Source organism: Micromonospora sp. NPDC050276, from assembly GCF_044459545.1.
Classification (GTDB): domain Bacteria; phylum Actinomycetota; class Actinomycetes; order Mycobacteriales; family Micromonosporaceae; genus Micromonospora.
On sequence record NZ_JBITJA010000003.1, the window covers coordinates 480,728 to 501,730 of the forward strand.

Annotated in this window: 15 protein-coding genes; 5 read left to right on the forward strand and 10 right to left on the reverse strand. The window is 71.5% G+C overall.

All coding sequences use genetic code 11. From position 1 onward, the window contains the following. Positions 1-7: 7 nt before the first annotated feature. Positions 8-928, reverse strand: a complete 921-nt coding sequence (locus ACIBF8_RS08295) for a DNA-3-methyladenine glycosylase family protein (protein ID WP_396781649.1) — start codon at positions 926-928, stop codon at positions 8-10. Positions 929-1,430: 502 nt separating this feature from the next. Here ACIBF8_RS08295 and ACIBF8_RS08300 point away from each other — a divergent pair. From ACIBF8_RS08300 to ACIBF8_RS08310, 3 genes are read left to right on the forward strand one after another with little or no spacing between them, the layout of a single operon-like run. After that, complete coding sequence (locus tag ACIBF8_RS08300) at positions 1,431-3,248, forward strand: stealth family protein (RefSeq protein WP_396781650.1); 1,818 nt, start codon at positions 1,431-1,433, stop codon at positions 3,246-3,248. A 58-nt stretch (positions 3,249-3,306) separates the two neighbouring features. Beyond that, positions 3,307-6,036, forward strand: coding sequence for a CDP-glycerol glycerophosphotransferase family protein (locus ACIBF8_RS08305; RefSeq protein WP_396781651.1), 2,730 nt, complete (start codon positions 3,307-3,309; stop codon positions 6,034-6,036). After that, positions 6,033-7,793 (forward strand): stealth family protein, encoded by a 1,761-nt coding sequence (locus tag ACIBF8_RS08310; RefSeq protein WP_396781652.1) that lies wholly within the window; start codon positions 6,033-6,035, stop codon positions 7,791-7,793. Before ACIBF8_RS08305 ends, ACIBF8_RS08310 begins: the two co-directional genes overlap by 4 nt. Before the next feature lie 77 nt (positions 7,794-7,870). Here ACIBF8_RS08310 and ACIBF8_RS08315 read toward each other — a convergent pair whose 3' ends face one another. The 8 genes from ACIBF8_RS08315 to ACIBF8_RS08350 form a co-directional block, all read right to left on the reverse strand. Next, positions 7,871-8,518: a hypothetical protein gene (locus tag ACIBF8_RS08315; protein ID WP_396781653.1), complete on the reverse strand. Its 648-nt coding sequence runs from the start codon at positions 8,516-8,518 to the stop codon at positions 7,871-7,873. Between the two features lie 204 nt (positions 8,519-8,722). Continuing rightward, positions 8,723-9,505, reverse strand: coding sequence for an anti-sigma factor family protein (locus ACIBF8_RS08320; RefSeq protein ID WP_396781654.1), 783 nt, complete (start codon positions 9,503-9,505; stop codon positions 8,723-8,725). Then, positions 9,502-10,194 (reverse strand): sigma-70 family RNA polymerase sigma factor, encoded by a 693-nt coding sequence (locus tag ACIBF8_RS08325; RefSeq protein ID WP_030336181.1) that lies wholly within the window; start codon positions 10,192-10,194, stop codon positions 9,502-9,504. Before ACIBF8_RS08325 ends, ACIBF8_RS08320 begins: the two co-directional genes overlap by 4 nt. Before the next feature lie 125 nt (positions 10,195-10,319). Continuing rightward, positions 10,320-11,177: a spermidine synthase gene (locus ACIBF8_RS08330; protein WP_396781656.1), complete on the reverse strand. Its 858-nt coding sequence runs from the start codon at positions 11,175-11,177 to the stop codon at positions 10,320-10,322. 18 nt (positions 11,178-11,195) lie between these two features. Beyond that, positions 11,196-12,230, reverse strand: a complete 1,035-nt coding sequence (locus ACIBF8_RS08335) for a hypothetical protein (RefSeq protein ID WP_396781657.1) — start codon at positions 12,228-12,230, stop codon at positions 11,196-11,198. Next, positions 12,193-14,667, reverse strand: a complete 2,475-nt coding sequence (locus tag ACIBF8_RS08340) for an AAA family ATPase (protein WP_396781658.1) — start codon at positions 14,665-14,667, stop codon at positions 12,193-12,195. The genes ACIBF8_RS08335 and ACIBF8_RS08340 overlap by 38 nt, the downstream gene beginning before the upstream one ends. Next, positions 14,667-15,815, reverse strand: a complete 1,149-nt coding sequence (locus ACIBF8_RS08345) for an exonuclease SbcCD subunit D (protein WP_396781659.1) — start codon at positions 15,813-15,815, stop codon at positions 14,667-14,669. The genes ACIBF8_RS08340 and ACIBF8_RS08345 overlap by 1 nt, the downstream gene beginning before the upstream one ends. Positions 15,816-15,853: 38 nt before the next feature. After that, the gene (locus ACIBF8_RS08350) at positions 15,854-17,608 is read right to left on the reverse strand and encodes an ATP-binding protein (RefSeq protein ID WP_396781660.1); all 1,755 of its coding nucleotides are present in this window, start codon (positions 17,606-17,608) and stop codon (positions 15,854-15,856) included. Positions 17,609-18,794: 1,186 nt separating this feature from the next. Between ACIBF8_RS08350 and ACIBF8_RS08355 the strand changes: the two genes are divergently transcribed. After that, entirely contained in the window at positions 18,795-19,313 is a 519-nt protein-coding gene (locus ACIBF8_RS08355; protein ID WP_396781661.1) for a SigE family RNA polymerase sigma factor, read from the forward strand. Then, positions 19,306-20,055 (forward strand): hypothetical protein, encoded by a 750-nt coding sequence (locus ACIBF8_RS08360; RefSeq protein WP_396781662.1) that lies wholly within the window; start codon positions 19,306-19,308, stop codon positions 20,053-20,055. The genes ACIBF8_RS08355 and ACIBF8_RS08360 overlap by 8 nt, the downstream gene beginning before the upstream one ends. A gap of 101 nt (positions 20,056-20,156) precedes the next feature. Here ACIBF8_RS08360 and ACIBF8_RS08365 read toward each other — a convergent pair whose 3' ends face one another. After that, the gene (locus ACIBF8_RS08365) at positions 20,157-20,903 is read right to left on the reverse strand and encodes a pyrimidine reductase family protein (protein ID WP_396781663.1); all 747 of its coding nucleotides are present in this window, start codon (positions 20,901-20,903) and stop codon (positions 20,157-20,159) included. Between the last annotated feature and the right edge of the window lie 100 nt (positions 20,904-21,003).

A 21,003-nucleotide genomic window follows, 5' to 3' on the forward strand; every position in this document is an offset into this window, starting at 1 on the left:
CGGGGGCTCAGAATCGGGCGAACGAGCGGATCGGGGCGCGCGGGCCGTACTTGGGTGCCTGGATGCCGGCCGCCTCCAGCAGCAGACACACCCGGCCCCGGTGACCTCGGAACTGCTCCAGCAGGGTCAGCATCCGGGCGTCGTCACCTCTCGGCTCGCCAGCGAGCGCCCAGGCCACCGTGTTCGGGATGTGGTAGTCGCCGACGCTGACCGCGTCCGGGTCCCCGTACGCGATCCGGACCACCTCGGCGGCCGTCCACGGCCCGATGCCGGGGATCGCGGTCAACCGGCGGGTGGCGTCGGTGGCGTCGGTGCTGCGCTCCAGGCGGTCGGCGAGCGCCGCGGCGCGACGTAGCGTGTCGGCCCGGCGCTGCTCCACCCCGAACGGGTGGAACACCCAGTACGGGGTGGCGGCCACCGCGGCGGCCTCGGGCGGCAGGAGCAGCGGCTGAAGCGGACCGGGCGCCGGTTCCCGGAAGTGCCGCACGGTCGCCGCGTACGCCCGGTAGGCCTCCTTGCCGGTGACCTTCTGTTCGAAGACCGCGCGCAGCAGGCGGGGGAAGACCTGCCCGGTGCTGGGCATCCGGAGCCCCCGGTGCTCGCGGGCCAGCCGGGCGACCAGCGGGTGCGCCGCAGCCAACTCGGTGAAGCCGGTCAGGTCGTCACGCAGCCCCGCGATCGCGTCGGCACGGGCGATGACGTGCTCGGCGCCGGGCCCGTAGCCCTCCGCGAGCAACTCGCCGCCGGCCGGTCGCAGCGCGAGCGTGGCCGGTCCGTCCGGGGTGCGGGTGGCCCACCAGAACGTGCCGGCGGCCACGCGCGCACACGGGTCGTACGGGCTGAAGGTGAGCCCGCGGACCGAGGCGGCCAGCCGGTAGCCGACCGGCGGGTGCAGCACCCTGGTCGCGGCGGGTCCGGTCTCGGTCACCCCGCTACTCTGCCAGGTCACGGCGGGGGGCGGCGACCGCCGTACCGGTCGCGCACCGGGTTGAGGAGCTTCGCGAGGGCACGTTCAGTAGACCGTCCCGGTGGCATTGAGCCACCCGAATGGCCAGGATTATCTTCTCGAACACTCCGATACCGTCCTTATGCCATTTTTGCCTGTGGGTCAGGTGTCGATCATGTGGTTGTTTGATGGCCTGCAGGTAAACGCACTGCCCCGGGCCACCTGCGGCGGCCAGCGTTCCCCCTAACGGGAGAACGCGGTCCGGCCCGGAGATTCGGTGTCCGCCGACAGCCGCCACGAGGCGATGCGCGGCCGATGCCGGATCGCCACGCGGTGCCAACGGGGGATCTGTGGAAAGGCATGCAGTGATGGCCGCACGGGCGTGTGTCGAATCATCGCGAGTGGGACGTCGCCCCGCTCTCCGTTCGCAGGGCTGACCGGTGCCCGCTGAGGAGGCGGCCGTAGCGAGCGGACGGCGCAGCGCGTGATCGCCCTGAAGATCTATCGACTCCTGCCGTCGCCGGCGCGGCGGCGGCTGCTGGGTCTGCTGCCCGCGCACCGGCGGATCGGCCTGGTGCAGACGCTCTCCCGGCCGCGCGGCGGCGACACCGTGCATCCCCTCGGTGCCCGGGTGGCCGTGACCGACGGTGGCGTTCGAACCCGGGCCGAGGTCGTCGCCGCGGCGACACCGTTGGAGCAGTGGCACCGTAACCTCACTGCCGTCACCACCGCGCTGCACGCCGCCGGGATCGAATACCACTGCATTCGTAACGACGACCATCTGCGCAGCACCGTCGCGGTCCTGGACGACCACCGGCCGGCGGTACAACGCCTGATCCGTTCCGCGCCGGCACTGTCGGGCGCACACGTCCGGGTGGTGCAGGTCCAGCCCCGTCGGGACCAACCGGACGCGGCCCCGACCGAGGTGATCCAGGTCTGCTTCCCGGTGACCGACGCCCGCGCCGGCGTGGTCCTCGGGGCCCAGTTCGCGTGCGAGATCGAGTTCTGGAGCCGGCACGGAGACATGGTCCGCGCTCCTCGGCGCAACGGGGTCATCGACGAGGCGCCCGCCCGGGCACAGCCGGTCCGGGTGGCAGCGGCGCTGATGAGTCACTTCGTGCCCGAGGCCGACGACCACACCTACGGCACCCGCCGGGACCTGGCCGTCCGGGCGCCGGACCGGGTCGGCTTTCCGATCGACGCCGTCTACACCTGGGTGGACGGCTCCGACCCGCAGTGGCTGAAGCGGAAGTCGCTGGCGCTCGGCGCCCCCAACGGCCCGCTGCACGCGGTAGCCGCGAACTCCTCGCGTTACCACAACCGCGACGAGCTGCGGTATTCGCTGCGGTCGCTGCACAGCTTCGCGCCCTGGCTACGCCGGATCTTCCTGATCACCGACAGTCAACTGCCGAGCTGGCTCGACCCGAGCCACCCGATGATCACGGTCGTCTCGCACGCCGAACTCTTCGCCGACCTCGGGGGTCGGTCGTCGTACAACTCGCACGCCATCGAGTCCCGGCTGCACCGCATCGATGGCCTCGCCGAACACTTCCTCTACCTCAACGACGACGTGTTCCTCGGTCGTCCGCTCCTGCCCAACCACTTCTTCCACGCCAACGGGATCGCGAAGTTCTTCCCCTCGCCGGCCCAGTTCGGCCTGGGAGAGGCGAAGCCGGAGGACCCGCCGGTGAAAGCCGCCGGGAAGAACAACCGTCTGCACATCCAACGGCAGTTCGGCGTGACGATCACGCAGAAGATGAAGCACACCCCGTTCGCGCTGCGCCGCAGCATCATGCAGCAGATCGAGAGCACGCTCCCGGACGAGGTGATGGCCACCGCCCGGCACCGGTTCCGGCACCACGGCGACCTGTCCATCCCGTCGTCGCTGCACCAGTACTGGGCGTTCCTGACCGCGCAGGCCGTTCCCGGCGACATCGAGTACGAGTACGCCGACCTGGGCCACCCGTCGACCCCCGCCCGACTGGCCGAGCTGCTGGCCCGCCGGCACCGCGACGTGTTCTGCCTCAACGACACCGACTCCGACCCTCGGACGTTCGCCGAGCAGGAGCGGATGTTGGCCGACTTCCTGCCGCGCTACCTGCCCTTCCCCGCCCCGTTCGAGCTGCCGGACGACGTGGTGGCGGAGCGACGGAACGTGGGTGCCGGGGAGCTGTGGCGGCGCTCCTACCGTTCGGTACAGGATGCCCGTCGGGGTGCCCCGGTCGACGCGCCCACCATGCCCAACAACATGCTCAACACGGTCACCGACTTCAAGGCCGTCCTGCTCAGGCGCGACGAGTGAGCCCGTTCCAGCCGATGTTCCCCCCGCGTTTCCCGCACCCTTTCCCGTGGAGTCCAGAGTGGTAGACCCCGCCCCGCAGGTCACGATCATCGTTCCGGTCTACAACGTCGCGGACTACCTGCCCGAGACGCTTGAGTCGATCGCGGCGCAGACCGTCTTCCGGCAGTGCCACGTCATCCTGGTCGACGACGGCAGCACCGATGGCTCCGACCTGCTGGCCAAGCAGTTCGCGGCGGAGCACCCGAACGTGACCGCCCTGCAACAGCGCAACAGCGGACCGGGGGCGGCCCGCAACCTGGCGCTCGACCTGGCCGACACCCCGTACGTGGCGTTCGTCGACTCCGACGACCTGTTGCCGCAGCGAGCCATCGAGGTGCTGCTCAAGGCGATCGTGACGCACAAGGCGAGCATCGCCATCGGCGACATGGACACCTTCCCGAAGCCGACCGCGTTCCTCTGGAAGAAGCCGTTCGGCAAGGGCGATCGACTGCTGGAGACCGTCGTCGACGCACCGGATCTGATCTTCGACGCCGGCCCGTGCCACAAGCTGTACGACCTCGCCCAACTGCGCCGACACGGCCTGCGGTTCCGCGAGGGAGTCCACTTCGAGGACGCTTTCCTGGCCATCCCGATGCTGCTCAAGGCCGAGCGCATCGCCCTGGTCGACACGGTGGTCTACCAGTACCGCAAGCGTGCCGTCAGCAGCTCCATCATGGACAACCTCTTCATCCGGGAGCAGAACTTCTGGGATCACCTGGAGCTGTGCGAGACTCTGGCCGACCTGCGGCCCGACCTGGACGTGTTCCGCCGCGAGGTGCTCGAACGGTGGCTCGTCCGCAGTTACCAGGGCTTCGCCATGCGGGCGCACACCCTCTTCGAGGACGCCGACCTGTGGAAGATCTTCGAGAAGTGCACCCGGATCTACCAGGACATCGACCCCGCCTTCATCGCCCACTGGACGATCGACACCCGGCACCGCGTCCCGTACCTGGCGTTCAAGTTGTACGACTTCGAGTTGTTCGCACGTCCCTGGCAGCGGCTGCGGGGAGTCGTCGCCTGCGGCGGGGACCTGCACCTCGACTACCCGGTGACGCCGGCCCTGCTCCCGCTGACCAAGGTGACCGCGGTCGGGGTGCGGCTGGAGCAGATGCGACTCACGTCCTCGGGGGAGACCCTCAAGGTCTCCGGGCACCTGGTCGTCAACGGTCTGCCGATGCGTGCTCCGCTGAGCACGGCCATGGCTCTACGGGTGCGGGGCAGCAGCCTCACCGTGCCGGTCACCGCCGACCGACGGGCGGACCTCAAGGCCGGCGACGACGACCGGGAATGGTCGGGCTTCTCGGCGGAGCTTCCGATCGGCAAGCTCCGCGGCGGCCAGCACGCGCTGCGACTGGTGTTCATGACCGCGACCGGGCAAGCCTCCCGGCAGTGCCTGATCTCGGCGGCCTACCTGCGCGACGCCACCATGAAGCTGGCCGATAACACCCGGATCCTGCCCACCTTCAGTGGACGGGAGAACGCCGAGCTGCTGGTCCAGCGAAAGGCCGGGAAAGCCGGGCAGCGCCGGTGGCGACGCCTGATGCTCCGCAAGGATCTGCGGCACGCGGCATCCCGGGGCCCGTTCTGGAAGCAGCGACTACTGCGTACGCTCACCGCGCCACTGATGAGCCGGCGCGACGTGTGGCTGATCGGCGAGCGCACCGACACCGCCCAGGACAACTCCTCGCACCTGTTCCGGCACCTGCGGCAGGTGGAGCGTCGGCGCAATGTCTACTACCTGCTGGCGAAGGAGAGCCCGGACCGGCACCGGTTGCAGGGGTTGGGCAACGTCGTCACCCACGGGTCGTTCCGGCACAAGTTCCTGATGTTGCACGCCACCAAGCTGATCAACTCGTACGACATCGACTCCTACATGCTGCCGGCGAGTTGGGAGCGGTCACCCTTTCTCAAGCACCTGAACTGGCGGATCGCCCCCACCCGGGTGTTTCTCGACCACGGGGTCATCGAGAAGGACGTCAGCGCCGGCGTGCACCGTGCCCGGGCCTCCTTCGATCTCTTCGTGACCTCGGCCGACCGAGAGGCCGAGTACGTGGCGAAGGACCTCGACTACGGCGACATGGTGGCGAACACGGGCCTGCCCCGTTTCGACGCGCTGACTCCGGACCGGGGCCGGCGTCGCATCCTGTTCATGCCGACCTGGCGCACTTACCTCGTCACGCCGTCCTACAACAAGGCGGCCCGACCTCGCGTCGCCTTCGAGGGCTCCGCCTACCAGGTGTTCCTCGCCGAGTTGTTCGGTGACGAGCGGTTGCGCCAAGCGCTGCGGCAACACGGATACACCCTCGAACTCCTGCCGCACTACGAGATGCGCTCGCTGCTGGCCGGGCTCGTGCCGACCGACGACTGCTTCGCGATGGCGGACCAGACCAGCCGGACGGTGCAGGACGCGCTGCGCCAGTGCGACCTGTTCATCACCGACTACTCCTCCACGGCCTGCGACGTCGCCTACCTCGGTACCCCGCTGATCTACGCACAGTTCGACGCCGAGGAGTTCTGGACCATCGGCGGCTACAAGTTGGGGTACTTCGAGCACCGGAAGGACGGCTTTGGCCCGGTCTGCGAGACCGCGTCGGAGACGGTGGACGCGATCATCCGGTACCTGGATAACGGGTGCGTCCGTGAGGAGGAGTACACCCGCCGGGCGACGGACTTCTTCGTCACCCAGGACCGCGACAACTGCCAGCGGGTGGCCACGGCCATCGCGGCGCTGCCGGGCCCGCAGCGGTGACCGGGTCGACGCCCACGCCAGGCGAGCCACCCCGGGCGCTGGCCGAACCCACCGGGTTCGTGGAGGTGTACCGCCGGGTACTCAGCCCGCAGACCCGGCGTGCCATCGCGACGAAGGTGAGCCCCCGGGCCCGGCACCAGCTGAAGCAGTGGGTTGCCCGGGCCGCGCGGGACGGTCAACTCTCCGAGCGCCGGGGCGAACGGCTGGCCCGCCGCCAGCCGGAGTTGCTGGCCGGCGCGGACCGGGTGGTCGTCACCGCCGACCGGGGGCCCCGGGTGGCCCGGATCGGGGCGTCGGTGACACCCCTGAGGGCACGGCTGGACAATCTCACCGCGGTGACGGCGGCGCTCGACGAGGCCGGCGTGCCCCACTTCCGGGTCCGCGGCGAAAGCCACCGTTCGTCGGTGGTCGCTGTCGACGCCGAGCACCGTGCCCGGTCGTACGCCGCGCTCGCCGCCGCCTGCGCTCGCGTCCCCGGCTACGTCTGTGTGCCGGATGGCACCGGGCAGCCGGCCGCCGGATTCGAACCGAAGACCTGGGACCGGCTGGCGGACGCCCCGGTGTTGCGGCTGACCTGGTACTGGACGGACCCCCAGCGGCGGCTGGTGCTGGGGCAGGCGTACGGGTGCGACGTCGAGTTCTGGACCCGGGAGGGTGACAAGCTCGTCGCGCCGCGGCCCAACGCCGTTGCCGAACAGGTCACGGTGGCGGCGCCGCTGGTCCTCGTGCCGGAGTCGCGGTTCACCGGGCTGGCGCCCGCCTCCGCGCCCGCGACCGCCCGGACCCGTCCGGAGTTCGCCGCACCGCGCCCCGACGACGTGCCCTTCCCGATCGACGTGGTCTACACCTGGGTCGACGGCACCGACCCGGCCTGGCTACGCCGACGGGCCGAGGTGGCCGGGGTGCCATACCACGCGGAGGCGGCGAGCGCGGCCCGCTTCCTCAGCCGCGACGAGCTGCGCTACTCGCTCCGGTCGCTGCACCTGTTCGCGCCTTGGGTACGCCATGTCTACGTGGTGACCGACGATCAGGTGCCGGCCTGGCTGGACCCGTCCGCCACCGGGCTGCGGGTGGTCAGCCACCGGGAGATCTTCACCGACCCGACGGCGCTACCCACGTACAACTCGCACGCCATCGAGAGTCAACTGCACCACATCGACGGGCTCTCCGAGCACTTCCTGTACTTCAACGACGACGTCTTCCTCGGCACCGAAGTGCTGCCCCAGGACTTCTTCCTGGCCAACGGCATCTCGCGATTCTTCCCCTCACCGGCGCTGGTGCCGCCGGGTCCACCCACAGCCGGGGACATCCCGTCGTCGGCGGCCGGGAAGAACAACCGGGCGTTGATCGCGGAGCGGTTCGGCACCGTGCTGACCCAGAAGATGAAGCACATGCCGCACGCGCTGCGGCGTAGCGTGCTCCAGGAAATCGAGCAGGCGTTCCCGCAGCAGTACCGGCGGACCGCGGCGAGTCAGTTCCGCAGCATGGATGACCTCTCGGTCGCCTCGTCGCTGCACCACTACTACGCGTTCCACACCGGTCGCGCGGCACCCGGGAACCTGCGCTACACCATCGCCGAGCTGTCCCACCCGGACACGCCCGCCCGGTTGGCGCACCTGCTCGCCCGTCGGGATCGGCAGGTGTTCTGCCTGAACGACGCGTTCTCCGTCGAAGCGGACCTCGACGCGCAGTTGGCGCTGCTCATCCCGTTCCTGGAGACGTACTTCCCGGTGCCGAGCCCGTGGGAACGGGCCTGACCCACCCCTGGCACGACGATGGCCGGCCGCGCCCTCCCCGGCGACGACCGACCACCGTGCCCTCGTGGCGAGCGGGCTCAGTACGAGTAGCCCGAGCCTCCCGCGTCGTTCGAGCCGCTGTCCGCTGGCGGTGCGACCGCCTTCGGCGTGCTCGTGGGCAGGCAGCTCAGGTTCTTCTTGCCGTCCGGCTGGACCACGAACCAGGTGCCACCGACAGCCTGGCCCTTCCACTGGCCGGGCTTCTTGTCGCCGATGTAGCGGTAGACCGGCCAGCCGCCGACGGTGAGCTGACGGGTGCCGTCCTGCCGGGTCACGCTGCCGACCTTGTCGTCGGAGACGCCGGTGAGCTGCGGGTTGCCGTCGGTCAGCGCCGGGGGCCACACCTCGGCGCACTTGTCGACGCAGTTCGACGACGGCGGGTCGGCGGTGTCCTTGTCGAAGCGGTACAGGATCCAGCCGTCCTGGTCGGTGACCACCTTGCCCATCCGGGCGACGCTCTTGCCGACCAACTTCTCGGTCAGGTCGACGTCCGCGGGCGGGGCGTCGGCGGCGGGCGCCTCCGCGGACGCCGAAACCTCGGGTTCAACCGTCGCGGTGGGCTCGGCCGCGGCGACGGCGACCGGCTCGGCCGCGCTCGAGTTCGCCCCGTCGTAGCCTGCGGGAGCGCAGGCCGTTAGTGCGACCATCGCGCTCGCGACGATGACGGTCCGCTTCATCTGTGCCACGTGCCCTCCTCATTCTTGACAGTTCACCCATAGGTACGGCGGGCGGGCTGTCAAGGTTGAAGTAGTAACAGTGGTCAATTTCACGTGAATGGATTGAACTGTTTCGGGTCTTGCTGCGTACGCCCCCGCGAGGGAATCCGTCCCGCTACGACAGATCGGCGCCGGTCATTGTGAGAATGACCGGCGCCGATGCGGCAAGGAAGCCTAGATGGGCACCGTGACCAGCGGACTCGCCACGCCGTTGGCGTCCACCGACTGCACCTGGAGCTGTTTGATGTCAGCCGGCAGGGCTGACGTGGAGGCGCTCAGTTCGAGACCCTGCGGCCGGGTGTTCGTGCCGTAGCCACCATCGGGCACCCGCCAGGTCGAAATGACCTCGGTGCTGGCGTTGTTGCGTACCACCACCAGCCGGCAGATGCGGGGGCCGGGCAACTTCCGCAGGCTGAAATTGATCCGGGTGCCGTAGTCCCTGGTCACCAGGAACATGGTGGTCTGCACACCGGTGGTCGGGTCGGTCGCCTCGACCTGATCGCCCTCCTCCTCGGTGCCACCCACGCCCGGGCCGCTCGGCGCGGCCGTCGGCCCGCTCGTCGGCGGATCGTTGGGTGCGCTCGGCGTCGACTCGGCGAGCACCCCCGGCGGCTGCTCGTTGCCGGTCACGCTGACGAACCCGTACCCGGTCAGACCGCCGAAGACCACCACGGCGGCGGCCGTCGCGAGCATCTGACGAAATCGGGTACGCCGCCGGTCGGCCCGAACCGCGCCGAGCGTCCGGTCCAGCAGGCCCGGGTCCGTCGCGGTCTGCTCCAGCGCCATCATCGTCTCGCCGTCGATGTCGGAGAGCAGCCCGACCACCGGCACCATCGTCTCCAACTCGGCCGCGCACGCCCAGCAGGTGGCGAGATGTTCCTCGAACCGCTCGGTGTCCTGCTCGTCGAGCACTCCGAGCGCGTACGCCGCGACGTCCATGTGGTCCGGCCGGCTCATTCTGTCACCCCCCGCTCCTGTAGAGCCGTGCGCAGCGCGCGCAGCGCGTAGTAGACCCTCGACTTGGCGGTGCCGAGGGGCAGACCCAACTCCTCGGCGGCCTCCGGCACCGTCCGCCCCCGGAAGTACGTCGAGATCAGGATCTCCCGGTGCGACTGACTGAGCGTACGCAGCGCGTCCGCGACCGTCATGGTGCGCAGCACCCGGTCGGTGCTGTCCGCCTCGGCGAACGCGGTGAGGTCCCGGTCGTACGTCTCCGGTGGCCGGGCCTCCTGGCTGCGGTGCTCGTCGATGGCGATGCGGCGGGCCACCGTGACCAACCACGGCCGCAACGAGCCCTGCCCCTGCGTGCCCAGGCGGTGCGCGTTACGCCAGGCCCGCAGCAGCGTCTCCTGGACGATGTCCTCCGCACGCTGCCGGTCCCCCCCGGTGAGGCGCATGACGAACATCAGCAACGGGCCGGCGTGCTCGGCGTAGAGCTGACGGATCAACTGGTCGGAGTGGCTGGCCTCGGTTGACGTCGCCTGATGGCGCCCGGGCGCCGGTCGCGGCGTCACCGGACCATTCTGGCGAGACGTCGCGCGCGCGTCGACCCCTCGGGCAGAGGAGGTTGACCGTGACGAGGGTCGCGCCGACAACCAGTCCGCGCGTACCGCGTCGCCATGCCAACCGGCCGCCACCGCGTGCATGCAGACCTCCGGGATGTCCGTGACCAACGCCAGCCCATGAGGTGGGCCGCCCGGTGGTACGCACCACCGGTCCCAGCGGATCAACAAACGGCGGAAAATTTTCCGCGCCGCGGTCGAGTGGACGGTCAGCGGCGGATCGAGAACAGCCCCGGCGGCGGTGGATCGGAGCCGGTCGCGTCGGCGTCCCGAACGATCTGCGCGCCGCCGGCGAAGCGGTCCAGCTCGTCGCCGGCCACCACCCGCCCGGGAAACCAGTCGCCGGCAGCACGCCGGGTCAGCTCCGGCACCGGTGGTGCGGACCGCCCGGCGACCAGCACCAGATTGCCGTACCGGCGCCCGCGCAGCACCGCCGCGTCCGCGACCAGACACGCCTGCGGCAGCACCGAGCGGACCGTGGCGACCTGCCCACGGGCGTGCCGCAACGGCGGGCCGTCGGCCAGGTTCGCCAGGTACCAACCGGCGGGGCGGAGCACCCGGGCCACCTCAGCCGCGTACTCCACCGAGGTGAGGTGGGCCGGGGTGCGCGCACCCGCGAACACGTCGGCCACCACCACGTCGTAGCTGGCCTCCCGGGTGGCGGCCAGCACCGCCCGCGCGTCCTCCACCCGGACCCGCAGCCGGGCGTCGGACGGCCACGGCAACACCCGGCGCACCAGCTCGACCAGAGCACCGTCCACCTCGGACACCCGCTGGGTCGAACCGGGCCGGCTGGCGGACACGTACCGGGGCAGGGTCAGGGCGCCACCGCCCAGATGCAGCACCCGCAGCGGCGCGCCGGCGGGTGCGATCAGGTCCACGGCGGCGGCCAGCCGCCGTACGTACTCGAACTCCAGATGGGTGGGATCGGTCAGGTCGACGTGCGACTGCGGTGCGCCGTCCAGCAGCAGCGTCCACGAGCCGGCCCGGTCGGGATCCGGAATCAGCTCCGCCAGCCCGGTGTCCACCTGCTCGACCACCCGGTCGCCCGCCCGCTTACGCCCCACGGTGACCAGTGTCCGCGTTCACCGGGCGGCGCGGGCCGCGGTGGTCAACGCGCGGTGCAGCAGCCGGGAATCGCCGAGCAGGGCACGCAGTCGGCGCTCCAGACCGGCGATCGGGATCAGGTTCTGTGGGGCCCGCGGATCCTTGTACGGGGTGGACGCGAAGCGCGGCAACGTGACCAGCGACAGATCCGCCAGCTCGATCGCCGCCTCGACGGGCAGGTCGGCCGAGCACTCCACCCGGACGATGCCCGCCCACGGCGCGCCGATCGCCACCGGGAGCCGCAAATACCACGACCAACCACCCCAGGCGGTGCCGAGCCGGAACACCGGGGAACGCTCACCCGACGCCATGCCGGTCACCACCGCGGTCAGCCGGGCGTCGAGGTACTGGCTGTGCTGCGTCTTGATGTAGCCCAGGGTGCGCGGCAACTGCCGGCGGCTGCGCAACGGACCGTCCACCACCAGCAGGTCACCGTCGACCCGGGCGGCGTCGGAGACCGCCACCTCCAACGCGGTCAGCGGACCCTGCACGGCGGCCGGCAGCTTCGCCAGCTCGCCGGTGCCACCCACCCGGTGCACCGGGTAACGGATCGCCCCCGCCACCACGTCCTGCGCCGACGGGCTCGCGGTGAACAGACCCCGACCAACCCGGGTGCCGGCAAGCTGCGCCGCCCCCCGACCCAGATCACACCGGACCACCCCGGCCGCGTACGAGGCGGCCAACCCGGGAAACGACCCACCGTCGGTCTCGGCCGTCCAGATGCTCGCGTCGATGCGACGAACCCCGTCGACCAGCAACACCACGTCGGGTGCCCGCACCCCGGGGCGTACCCCGATCGCCCGCCAGTCCACGGCGGGCACCTCGACGTCCGCGTCGACCTGCGCGCTGCTCGGCGCGGCCGGCCCGGCGGCGGACGCCTCGAACGACGCCCCGTACGCCGGATCCCACGAATCGACGAAGAACGCGGCGTCGCTCACCGGCCGGACCGTCCCATCCGCGCTGCGCTCCTCGCGCTCACCGGCCGGTCCGTTCCACGCGGGCCGAACGGGCATCCTTGCGCACCTCGAAGCGGACCGGGATCCGCTCCGCCAACGCCGGCACGTGGGTGACCACGCCGACCATCCGGTCGCCCCGCGCGGCCAGGTTTTCCAGGGTGGCCGCCACCGTGTCCAGGGTGGCGGCGTCGAGCGTGCCGAAGCCCTCGTCGAGGACGATCGACTCCAGACTCGCCGCCGTCGTGGACATTCCGGCCAACTGCTCGGAGAGCGCCAACGCCAGCGCCAGCGACGCCTGGAACGTCTCACCGCCGGAGAGGGTCCGCACACCCCGCCGCAGCCCCGCGTCGTGGTGGTCCACCACCACGAACTCGCCCTTGTCGTGCACCAGCTCGTACTGCCCGGAGGACAACTCCCGAAGGATCCCCGACGCGCCGTCGACCAGCAGGTCCAACGCCTCCGCCAGCAACCACCGCTCGAAGTTGTTGGCCCGCAGGTGTCCGGCGAGCGCGCGCGCCACCTGCGCCTCCCGCTCGTGCCCCGCCCGCTGCTCGCGCAGCGCCCCGGCCTGCTCGCGGCGCTCCCGCAGCCGCCGCCGGTCGGCGTCGGCCCGTTCCACCGCCACCGTCGCCGCGTGCACCGGGTCGTCCCCGACCGGCACGTCGGCGGCGGCGAAGATGCCCGCGATGGCCCGCTGCACCGCGTCGGCCACCGACTCGGCCTCCGCGACGGCGGCAGCCCGCCCGGCCCGGTCGGCACGGCGGCGGTCCGCCTCGGTCGTCGCCCAGCCGGTCAGCGCCGCCCACGCGGCGGCCACGTCGTCCCGATCGGTCGCCGGCGGCCCGAACCGGGCCAACCCGTCACGCGCGACGTCGAAGGCCCGCCACGCCGCCCGCAACCGCTCCTCGGCCGCGTCCACCCCGGCCCGGGCCTGACGAGCGGCCTCGCGACCGGCCCGGACCGCCGTCGCCGCCTCCTCCAGCGCGTGCCGCAACCGGGCGTGCTCAGCCAACTCCCGGCGCAGCACGGCCGGCTCGGCCGCGCCGGAGAGCTGCCCGTCCAACTCGGCCAGCCGGGCCTCCAGCTGCTCCTGCCGGGCCCGCGCCTGCACCAGCAGCCGCTCCAGCTCACGCGCCGCCGCGTCCCGCTGCTGCACCGTCGCCTGCGCGGCCTTGGTCGCGGCCCGCGCCGCCTTGCCCGCCGCCGTCGCGGCCGCCACCGCCGAATCGGCCGGCACCGCCGGCACCGTGGCCACCGGCTGCTCGCACACCGGACACGCCGCGCCGGCGTGCAGGTGCACCCGCAGGCTCACCGCCAGGTCGGTGGCCTTCGCCTCCTCGTGCGCCCGGAAGGCCGCCTCCAGCTCGGCGTCGGCCCGCTCGGCGTCCGCACGGGCGGCGGCCAGCGCCGCCACCGCCGCGACGTGCTCCTCGTCCGCCGCGCGCACCGCCGCGCGGACCGTGTCGGCCTCGCCGAGCAACCGGTCCCGATCGTCGTACGCCCGCAGCTGCAGTCGCAGCGCGCTCTCGTCACCGGCGGCGGCCAACTCGCCGCGCAGCTTGTCCTCCCGCTCCTCGGCCAGCGACACCCCGGTCGCCGCCGACTCCGCCTCGGCCCGCGCCGCGGTGACCGCCCGCGCCACCTCGGCCACCCCACCCGGGGCGCGCACCCCGGTCAGCACGGTCAGCTCGTCGTCCAGGGCGGTCAGCGCCGCCGCCGCCTCCCGCGCGGTGGCCCGGGCCGCCGCCAGCTCGGGCACCGCGTCGGCCACCGCGGCCGCCAGCTCGGCCATCCGGTCGACCCGGGTGTCGGCCTCGGCCAACGCCTCGTCGTCCACCCCGGTCAGCCCGGCGAGCACCTGGTCGACCGCCTCCAGCCGGGCCTCCGCCTGCGCGGCGCGCGCGGTCGCCTTCTTCTGTACGTCCTCGTAGACGCCAAGGCCCAGCAGGTTGACCAGGATCTGCTGCCGCGTCGCCGGCTTGGCGTGCAGGAAGTCGGCGAACTGCCCCTGTGGCAGCACCACACAGCTGGTGAACTGCTCGTACGGCAGCCCGACGGCCTCCAGCACCGCCTGCTCCATCTCGGCAGGAGTGCCGGCCACCACCTCGCCGAGGTCGTCCGGGCTCAACCCGGTGTCCAGTTTGGTCACGTCGAAGCCGGCCGGCATCAGCTGCAACCCGGCGTTCGCCGTCTTGACGTTGCCCCGGCCGTCCCGGCGGACCACCCGGGTGGCCACGTACCGGGCGCCGCCGGACTCGAACACCAAGCGCACCCGGGCCTCGGTCGCCGACGGCGCGAGCGCGTTCGCCAACCCTCTGGCGCCGCCCCAGCGGGGCACCATGCCGTAGAGGGCGAAGCAGATGGCATCCAACACGGTGGACTTGCCGGACCCGGTCGGGCCGATCAGCGCGAAGAAGTCGGCGTCGGTGAAGTCGACAGTGGTCTCGTCCCGGAAGACCGTGAACCCGGCCATGTCCAACCGCATCGGACGCATCAGTGCTCCACCTCCTCGAAGAGCTCGTCGAAGAGCTCCCGGACGCCCTCGTCATCGTGGCCCCGGCTGTCCAGGTAGTCGGCGAACAACTCCCGCGGCGAACGCCCCGATCGCTGGGCGATGCGTGCGCCACTGCCCGGCGCGGCCAACAGCTCCGGGTCGATCCGGATCTCCAGCGCCCGGGGGAGCAGCTCCTGAACCTCCTCGCGCAGGCCGGCGCGGGGTTGCTCCCGCACGTACACCCGCAGCCACGCGTCCGGTGCCTCGATCTCGGCGAGCTGGGCCAGGGTGCCCCGCACCGTGCGCAGCGCGCTCGCCGCAGTCACCGGCACCTCCCGTACCCGCGCCGCCGTGCTGGCGGTCACCTCGACGATCGTCACCGAGGGAACGTTCTCCTGCTCACCGAAGTCGACCGCGAGCGGGCTGCCGCTGTACCGCACCGGGCAGGGGCCCTCGACGCGCTGCGCCCGGTGCAGGTGGCCCAGCGCGACGTAGTGGGCGGTGGCCGGGAAGACGGTGGCCGGAACGGCGTAGCCCAGCACGGTGTGCGCGTCCCGCTCGCCGCCACCGGTGGCCGCGCCGGTCACCGTCAGGTGCGCGGTGACCAGGTGCACCCGGTCCGGTTCGGTGAAGCCCTCGGTCAGTCGCCCCAGCACCCGACCCAGGTGGTCGGCGTACGTCTGGTTGGTCTCCGCGGCGGTCAGCTCGTACATCTCCAGCGCCCGCACCGCGTACCGCTGGGACAGGAACGGCAGCGCGGCCAGCCGCCACCGTTCGCCACCGGCGGTGGTGCCGTCGATGATGTGCTCGTCCGGGTTTTCCCGCACCCCGCCGCGCAGCGTGATGCCGGCGGCATCGGCCCACGGGCGCAGCGCGTCCAGCGCGGGGCCGTTGTCGTGGTTGCCGCCGATCGCCACCACGTCCGCGCCGGTACGCCGCAGCGCGGTCAACGCCCTGGTGACCAGGCGGGTCGCCTCCGAGCTGGGCGCTGCGGTGTCGTAGAGGTCACCGGCGACGATCACCAGATCCGGCTGCTCGGCACGGGCGATCTCGATCACCCCGGCCAGCACGGCCTTGTGCTCGTCGGCCCGGGACTGTCCCTTGAGCACCTTTCCCACATGCCAGTCGGAGGTGTGCAGGATCTTCATGGCTGTGCCGGCCTTCCGTGCGCGACTGCGGGGCTCACCTAGAACGGGATGTCGTCGTCGGTGCTGCCGCCGCCGGAGCCCACCACGGCGAACGGGTCGGCGGACTGGGTGATCGAGCGCAGCGTCTCCGATGGTGCCCGGCTCGCCTCGGAGACCCGGGTGGCCCAGGCCGGGAACGGGAACTCCAGGCAGAGCGGCACCGGAATGTCCGGCTGGTTGACGAACATGGTGCCCGGCTTGGCCAGCAACGCCCGCTGGCGCTGCGCGGGTGGCAGGAAACCGTACTCCGGGCGGGACGCCTCGGCCGGGTCGAGCCGGCCGACCACCCGGATCGCCGAGTTGGTGACGATCCGCCGCTCCACCTCGCTCGCCGTCTGCTGCGCGCCGATCAAAATCACCCCGAGTGAGCGGCCCCGCTCGGCGATGTCCAGCAGGACCTCCTTGATCGGCGAGGAGCCCTCCCGTGGGGCGTACTTGTTGAGCTCGTCGAGGACGACGAAGAGCAGCGGCTTCGCGGTGCCGGACTTCTCCTTGCGCTCGAACTCGCTCTTGAGCGTCACACCGACCACGAACCGCTGCGCGCGGTCCGGCAGGTTGTGCAGGTCGACCACCGTGACCTGCGCCGACTCGCTCGTGTTGATCGAGTGCGGGCGGCGGGCCGCGAGGTCACCGCGGATCAGTCGGGCGAGGTCCTTCTTACTGCCGATCAACCGCCGGGCGAACGCGTTGACGGTGCCCAGCCCCACCGCGCTGCCCGCCCAGTCGGAGCGGGTCTCGTCGTCGTTGAGCTGATCGACGATGTGGTCGACCAGGTCGCCGTAGGAGCCGAGCCGGACCCCGTCGATGCTCACCCCACCGTCGGCGGGCTTGGCGTAGCGGGCCAGGTGCGCGGCGACCGAGTGGACCACCATCGTGTACTGCTGGCGCTCGTCGTCGGCGTCGGCGAAGACGTACGGCAGCAGACGGTCGGTGCAGAACTCGCTCAGCGTCCAGTAGAAGCTGTCGACGCCGGTGAGCCGGCTGCTCACGTCGGGCGTGCCGGCCGCGTCGCCGACCCGGGGCGGGGCGTAGACCCGGACGTCGGGGAAGGCGCCGGCGCTCAGGCCGAGCTTCGCGTACGCCGCGCGGGTGGGCTCGTCGAGGCGGGTGTTGGGGTGGTCCAGGAAGAGCAGATCCTCGCCCTTGACGTTGAAGATCAGCGCCTTGGCGTTGACCGCGTCGCCGCCCAGCACCCCGGAGCGGAACACCGAGTAGAGCAGGAAGGTGGCGAAGCTGGTCTTGGTGGCCACCCCGGAGATACCGGAGATGGAGACGTGCGCGCCCCGGCTGCCGTCGAGGAAGTCGGCGTTGAGATAGACCGGCACCCCGTCCCGACCCATCCCCATCGGGATGCGCCGCTCCATCCGGTCGAAGTGCAGCGCACGCGCCCGGGCGTCACCCTCGGCCCGGTGCACCACAGCGCCCGGGGTCGGCGGCACGTACAGCTCCGGGTCGACCCGGGTGGTGGTGACCTCGGCCGCCTCCTGCACCTGCGCGGGCAGCGTGCCGTCCGCGATGGCGAACACGTCGGAGTCGAACTGCGCGCCCTCGTGCCGAGCGCGGACCTGGGTGACCACCCCGGCGATCGTCACCGGCTCCCGGTCGGGCAGCTCCCGGCGGGTGACCACCACGTCGTCGAGCTGGAGGTAGCTGCCGGGTGCCACGGCCGTCCAGAACTGCAACGGGGTGGCGTCGGCGGTGCCCAGCACCCGCCCGACCGCCTCGCCCGGGCTGTCGAGGTCGACGTCGGTCATCGGGCGACTCGGGTCGGTCGGGCATCACGGTCGGCGCGCATGCCCTGCATCCTGCCCGAGGAGTACGACAGGTCGCCACGCGACGCGGCGGACGACACCATGCGCCGTCACACTCATGACGCTGGGTGCTCAACCGAGTGCATGAGGTGGGCGGTAGTGCTGTCGACGTGCCCACCCGGGGCGCGCATCGTCCGGACGGCGGCGTCGGTCGAGCCGGCGCCTTGCCGAGTGAGAACCGACTGCCCGGGCCATGAATCGATCTAGGTGGTGGGTCCGGCTCGGCGGCGCGTGAGAGCTCGGCGAGCTGATCGCGGCTGGCTTCGCGGCTCTACAGTTGGGAGGTCGCGTGCGGCGGCTACGCGGGCTGGTACTGGGTCAACGATCGCGACGTCCAGACTCGCTGTTGGGACGGACGCTACTACACGATCGAGCACGCGACCGGCGTCAAGAACGGCCCTTACACCACCTGCGGTACGAAGACGGTGTAAGCGACGATGACCGTTCCAGTTTTCAGTGGGCTCGGGAGGCTGGCGTCACCCGTGCAGATGGCGTACGTCGTCGTGGCAGGAACGATCGCTCTGGCGGTCGCCTCGATTCTGTCACCGTTCGCCGTCGGAACGGTATTGACGTCAGCCTGCGCGGTGGGGGTGGCGGCCGGATACTCGACGTCCGGATCTGTTTGAAGCCACAACTCAGCCGCGCTGCTGACCTCGCCGGTCTGGCGGGGAACGAAGAATGTGAATTACTTCAACTACGGTCTCCTCATGGGTGGCACCGCGTCCGGCCTGCTGTTGTTGTTGCCGGCTGCGGCGCCCTGCAGTTCGGCTTCGAGATGGGTACTGGACTCCGTACCTTGATGGGCACCTGTTTCGGAATCGGCCGGACCCTGATGGTCCGATCGGCCGTCAATTCAGGTGACGCCGCACAGCGGGATGCCCGGTTCGCCCGCCATCGCAGGCGCATCGTCGCGCTGTGTTGGATCGCTGCCCTGGGCGCTCTGACCGTCATCGTCACCGTGCTTCCCGATTCGGCGCTCTTCGGTCCGCTCCCGTTCCAGTAGCGATCATCGTGGGCCAGTTGCCGCTCCGAGCAGCTGGCCCACGATCCGAGAATCTTGCGGGCCATCGCCGACCGCCAGGACTCAACTTCCCAGGCAGCGGTCGCGTTAGGTAGGTATGGAGCACGCATGAATGACGACTTCGGCACTTTCGTCGCGACGAGCGGCCCTCGACTGCTCCGCTTCGCCGTTCTGATCACCGGGCAGCAGGCTGATGCCGAGGACCTGCTGCAGGAGGTGTTGGAGCAGGTATACCCCCGCTGGCGCGCGGTCCGGCAGCGGCAGCCGGAAGCCTATCTGCGGCGTGCCATGACCAACCGGCTGGTCAGCCGGTGGCGCTCACCGTGGAGTCGACGTCGGGTCGCACACCAGCCGGATGCGGTGGCGCAGCAGGACGAGATGGCTCGAGTCGACGACCGGGAGGTGCTTCTGGCGGCGTTGCGAGAGCTTCCGCCGCGAATGCGGGCCGTGGTGGTGTTGCGGTACTGGCTCGGTCTCTCCGAGGCGGAGGCAGCTGCCGAATTGGACTGTTCCACGGGCTCGGTGAAGAGCCAGGCATCCCGTGGTCTGCACCGCCTGCGGGCCCGACTGGAAGCTGCCGGTGTCACCCCACTCGACCTCGACCTTGCGGAGGACAACCATGCGTGATCACGAGGTGGCTGACCTGCTCGACCACGCTGTCGCGACCGTAGAACTGCCGTCCGATCTCGCCCGACGGGTCGTTGCCGGAAGCCGGGCGCGTCGACGCAGGCGCCTGCTGCTGTCGGGTGGTACGGCGGCGGTGGTGGCCGTTGCGGGAGCACTGCTGCTCCCGCAGGTGGATCCGCTCGGTCGCGATGGCGGAGGCGACGTCGGGGGCACCGCGCCCAGTGCGGCTGCCGACGTCCCGGCCGGGATCGTCGGTGCCGACGGTCGAGCGGTGACACCGACGCAGGTTGTCGCCGTCGGTCGGACCGGGACGGAGACGATTGTGCTGGTCAAACGAGAGCCACGCGCCGAGGAGCGGGCCGTCGGGGGGCAGGCGGCCGAGGTGTGGATCGCCCCGGACAGGGGCGATCCACGACGGTTGCATGACTATCTCTCGTACGATCTGGCGTGTGTCGACGGTGACGCGGTCTGTGCGGCCGTTCGATCCACCGGCAGCGGGCTGGGCGTGGCCGTGGCCCGGCGCTCCGGCGGCCGGCTCTACGTGCTGGTTCAGGCGCCGCAGGGGCGTAGCGTCGAGGTCGTGGCCGACGGCGTGGCGCACCCGCTCGGCCCGGCCCCGCGCGGCGCGGTGGCAGAGGTGGTCGCCGTCGAGCCTTACGACGACGTGCAGGTCTGGGCGAGCACTGCGGACGGCCAGCGTTACCGGATCCCGTGGGCCCCTGGGGCGGTACTGAACAACTGAGCCCACCCGCTGCGGGCGGTGCCTGCCGCAACCCTCGCCGCAGCCTGCGCGCTCTCCGCGAGTGGCTGGCGTCGACGTCAGTCGCCGCGGGCGAGTGGGTCTCACGGACGGGCGTGGCGGAGCAGGAGGACGCCGTCCTCGGCGGCGAGCACGTGCCGCAGCGACAGCTGCCGGGGCGGTGCGGCGTCGCCAGCGGTGATCCGGCCCGCGCCCGGCCCGGCGAGCAGCGGTGAGATGGTCAGGCACAGCTCGTCCACCAGGTCGGCGGCGGTGAGCGCGCCGAACAGGTGTGGGCCGCCCTCGCAGAGCAGTTGGGTCAACCCGCGGCGGTGCAGCTCGGCGAGACCGGCGGCCAGGTCGACCCGCCCGGTGCCGCAGCGCAGCACGTCGGCGACGTCGGTCAGCCCAGGCGGCGGCTCGGCGTCGGCGTGGGTGAGCACGATCGGGCGGGTCGGCGCGTCGGCGAAGGCGGCCTGCGCCGGGTCCAGGTCGAGTGATCCGGAGACGACGACCAGCGTCGGGTACTCGGCCAGCCCGTGGGCGCGCCGCCAGGCGCGGCGGCTCTCGTTGAGCCGGACCGCCCGGTACCCCTCGTGTCGGAGCGTGCCGGCGGCCACCACCAGGGCGTCGCAGACCATCCGCAGCAGGCCGAACACCCGCTTGTCCGGCTCGCCGGAGAGCCCGGCGGAGTAGCCGTCCACGGTGACCGCGCCGTCCAGGCTGGCCACGAAGTTGACTCGCAGCCGGGGCTGGTTGGTGCGGCCGTAGAGGACGGTCAGCGCGGCGTCGTCGAGCGGCTGCGTGGACGGCTCGGGCCAGAGCCGTCGGATCGGCATTCCGACGGTCATTCGCCGGCCGGACCGGTGACCGGAGGGGTGGGTTCGGCGGTACGGTGCTGGCAGTCGCACCAGTTCCGGTCCAGGCAGTCGTCGTGTCGCCTCGACCGGC

Excerpts from the sequence above, each read along its gene's own strand:
- ACIBF8_RS08345 (WP_396781659.1), bottom strand. The coding sequence starts at position 15,815 with ATGAAGATCCTGCACACCTCCGACTGGCATGTGGGAAAGGTGCTCAAG.
- ACIBF8_RS08325 (WP_030336181.1), bottom strand. The coding sequence starts at position 10,194 with ATGCACGCGGTGGCGGCCGGTTGGCATGGCGACGCGGTACGCGCGGAC.
- ACIBF8_RS08360 (WP_396781662.1), top strand. The coding sequence starts at position 19,306 with ATGCGTGATCACGAGGTGGCTGACCTGCTCGACCACGCTGTCGCGACC.
- ACIBF8_RS08365 (WP_396781663.1), bottom strand. The coding sequence starts at position 20,903 with ATGACCGTCGGAATGCCGATCCGACGGCTCTGGCCCGAGCCGTCCACG.
- ACIBF8_RS08340 (WP_396781658.1), bottom strand. The coding sequence starts at position 14,667 with ATGCGTCCGATGCGGTTGGACATGGCCGGGTTCACGGTCTTCCGGGAC.
- ACIBF8_RS08350 (WP_396781660.1), bottom strand. The coding sequence starts at position 17,608 with ATGACCGACGTCGACCTCGACAGCCCGGGCGAGGCGGTCGGGCGGGTG.
- ACIBF8_RS08355 (WP_396781661.1), top strand. The coding sequence starts at position 18,795 with ATGAATGACGACTTCGGCACTTTCGTCGCGACGAGCGGCCCTCGACTG.
- ACIBF8_RS08335 (WP_396781657.1), bottom strand. The coding sequence starts at position 12,230 with ATGCCCGTTCGGCCCGCGTGGAACGGACCGGCCGGTGAGCGCGAGGAG.
- ACIBF8_RS08320 (WP_396781654.1), bottom strand. The coding sequence starts at position 9,505 with ATGAGCCGGCCGGACCACATGGACGTCGCGGCGTACGCGCTCGGAGTG.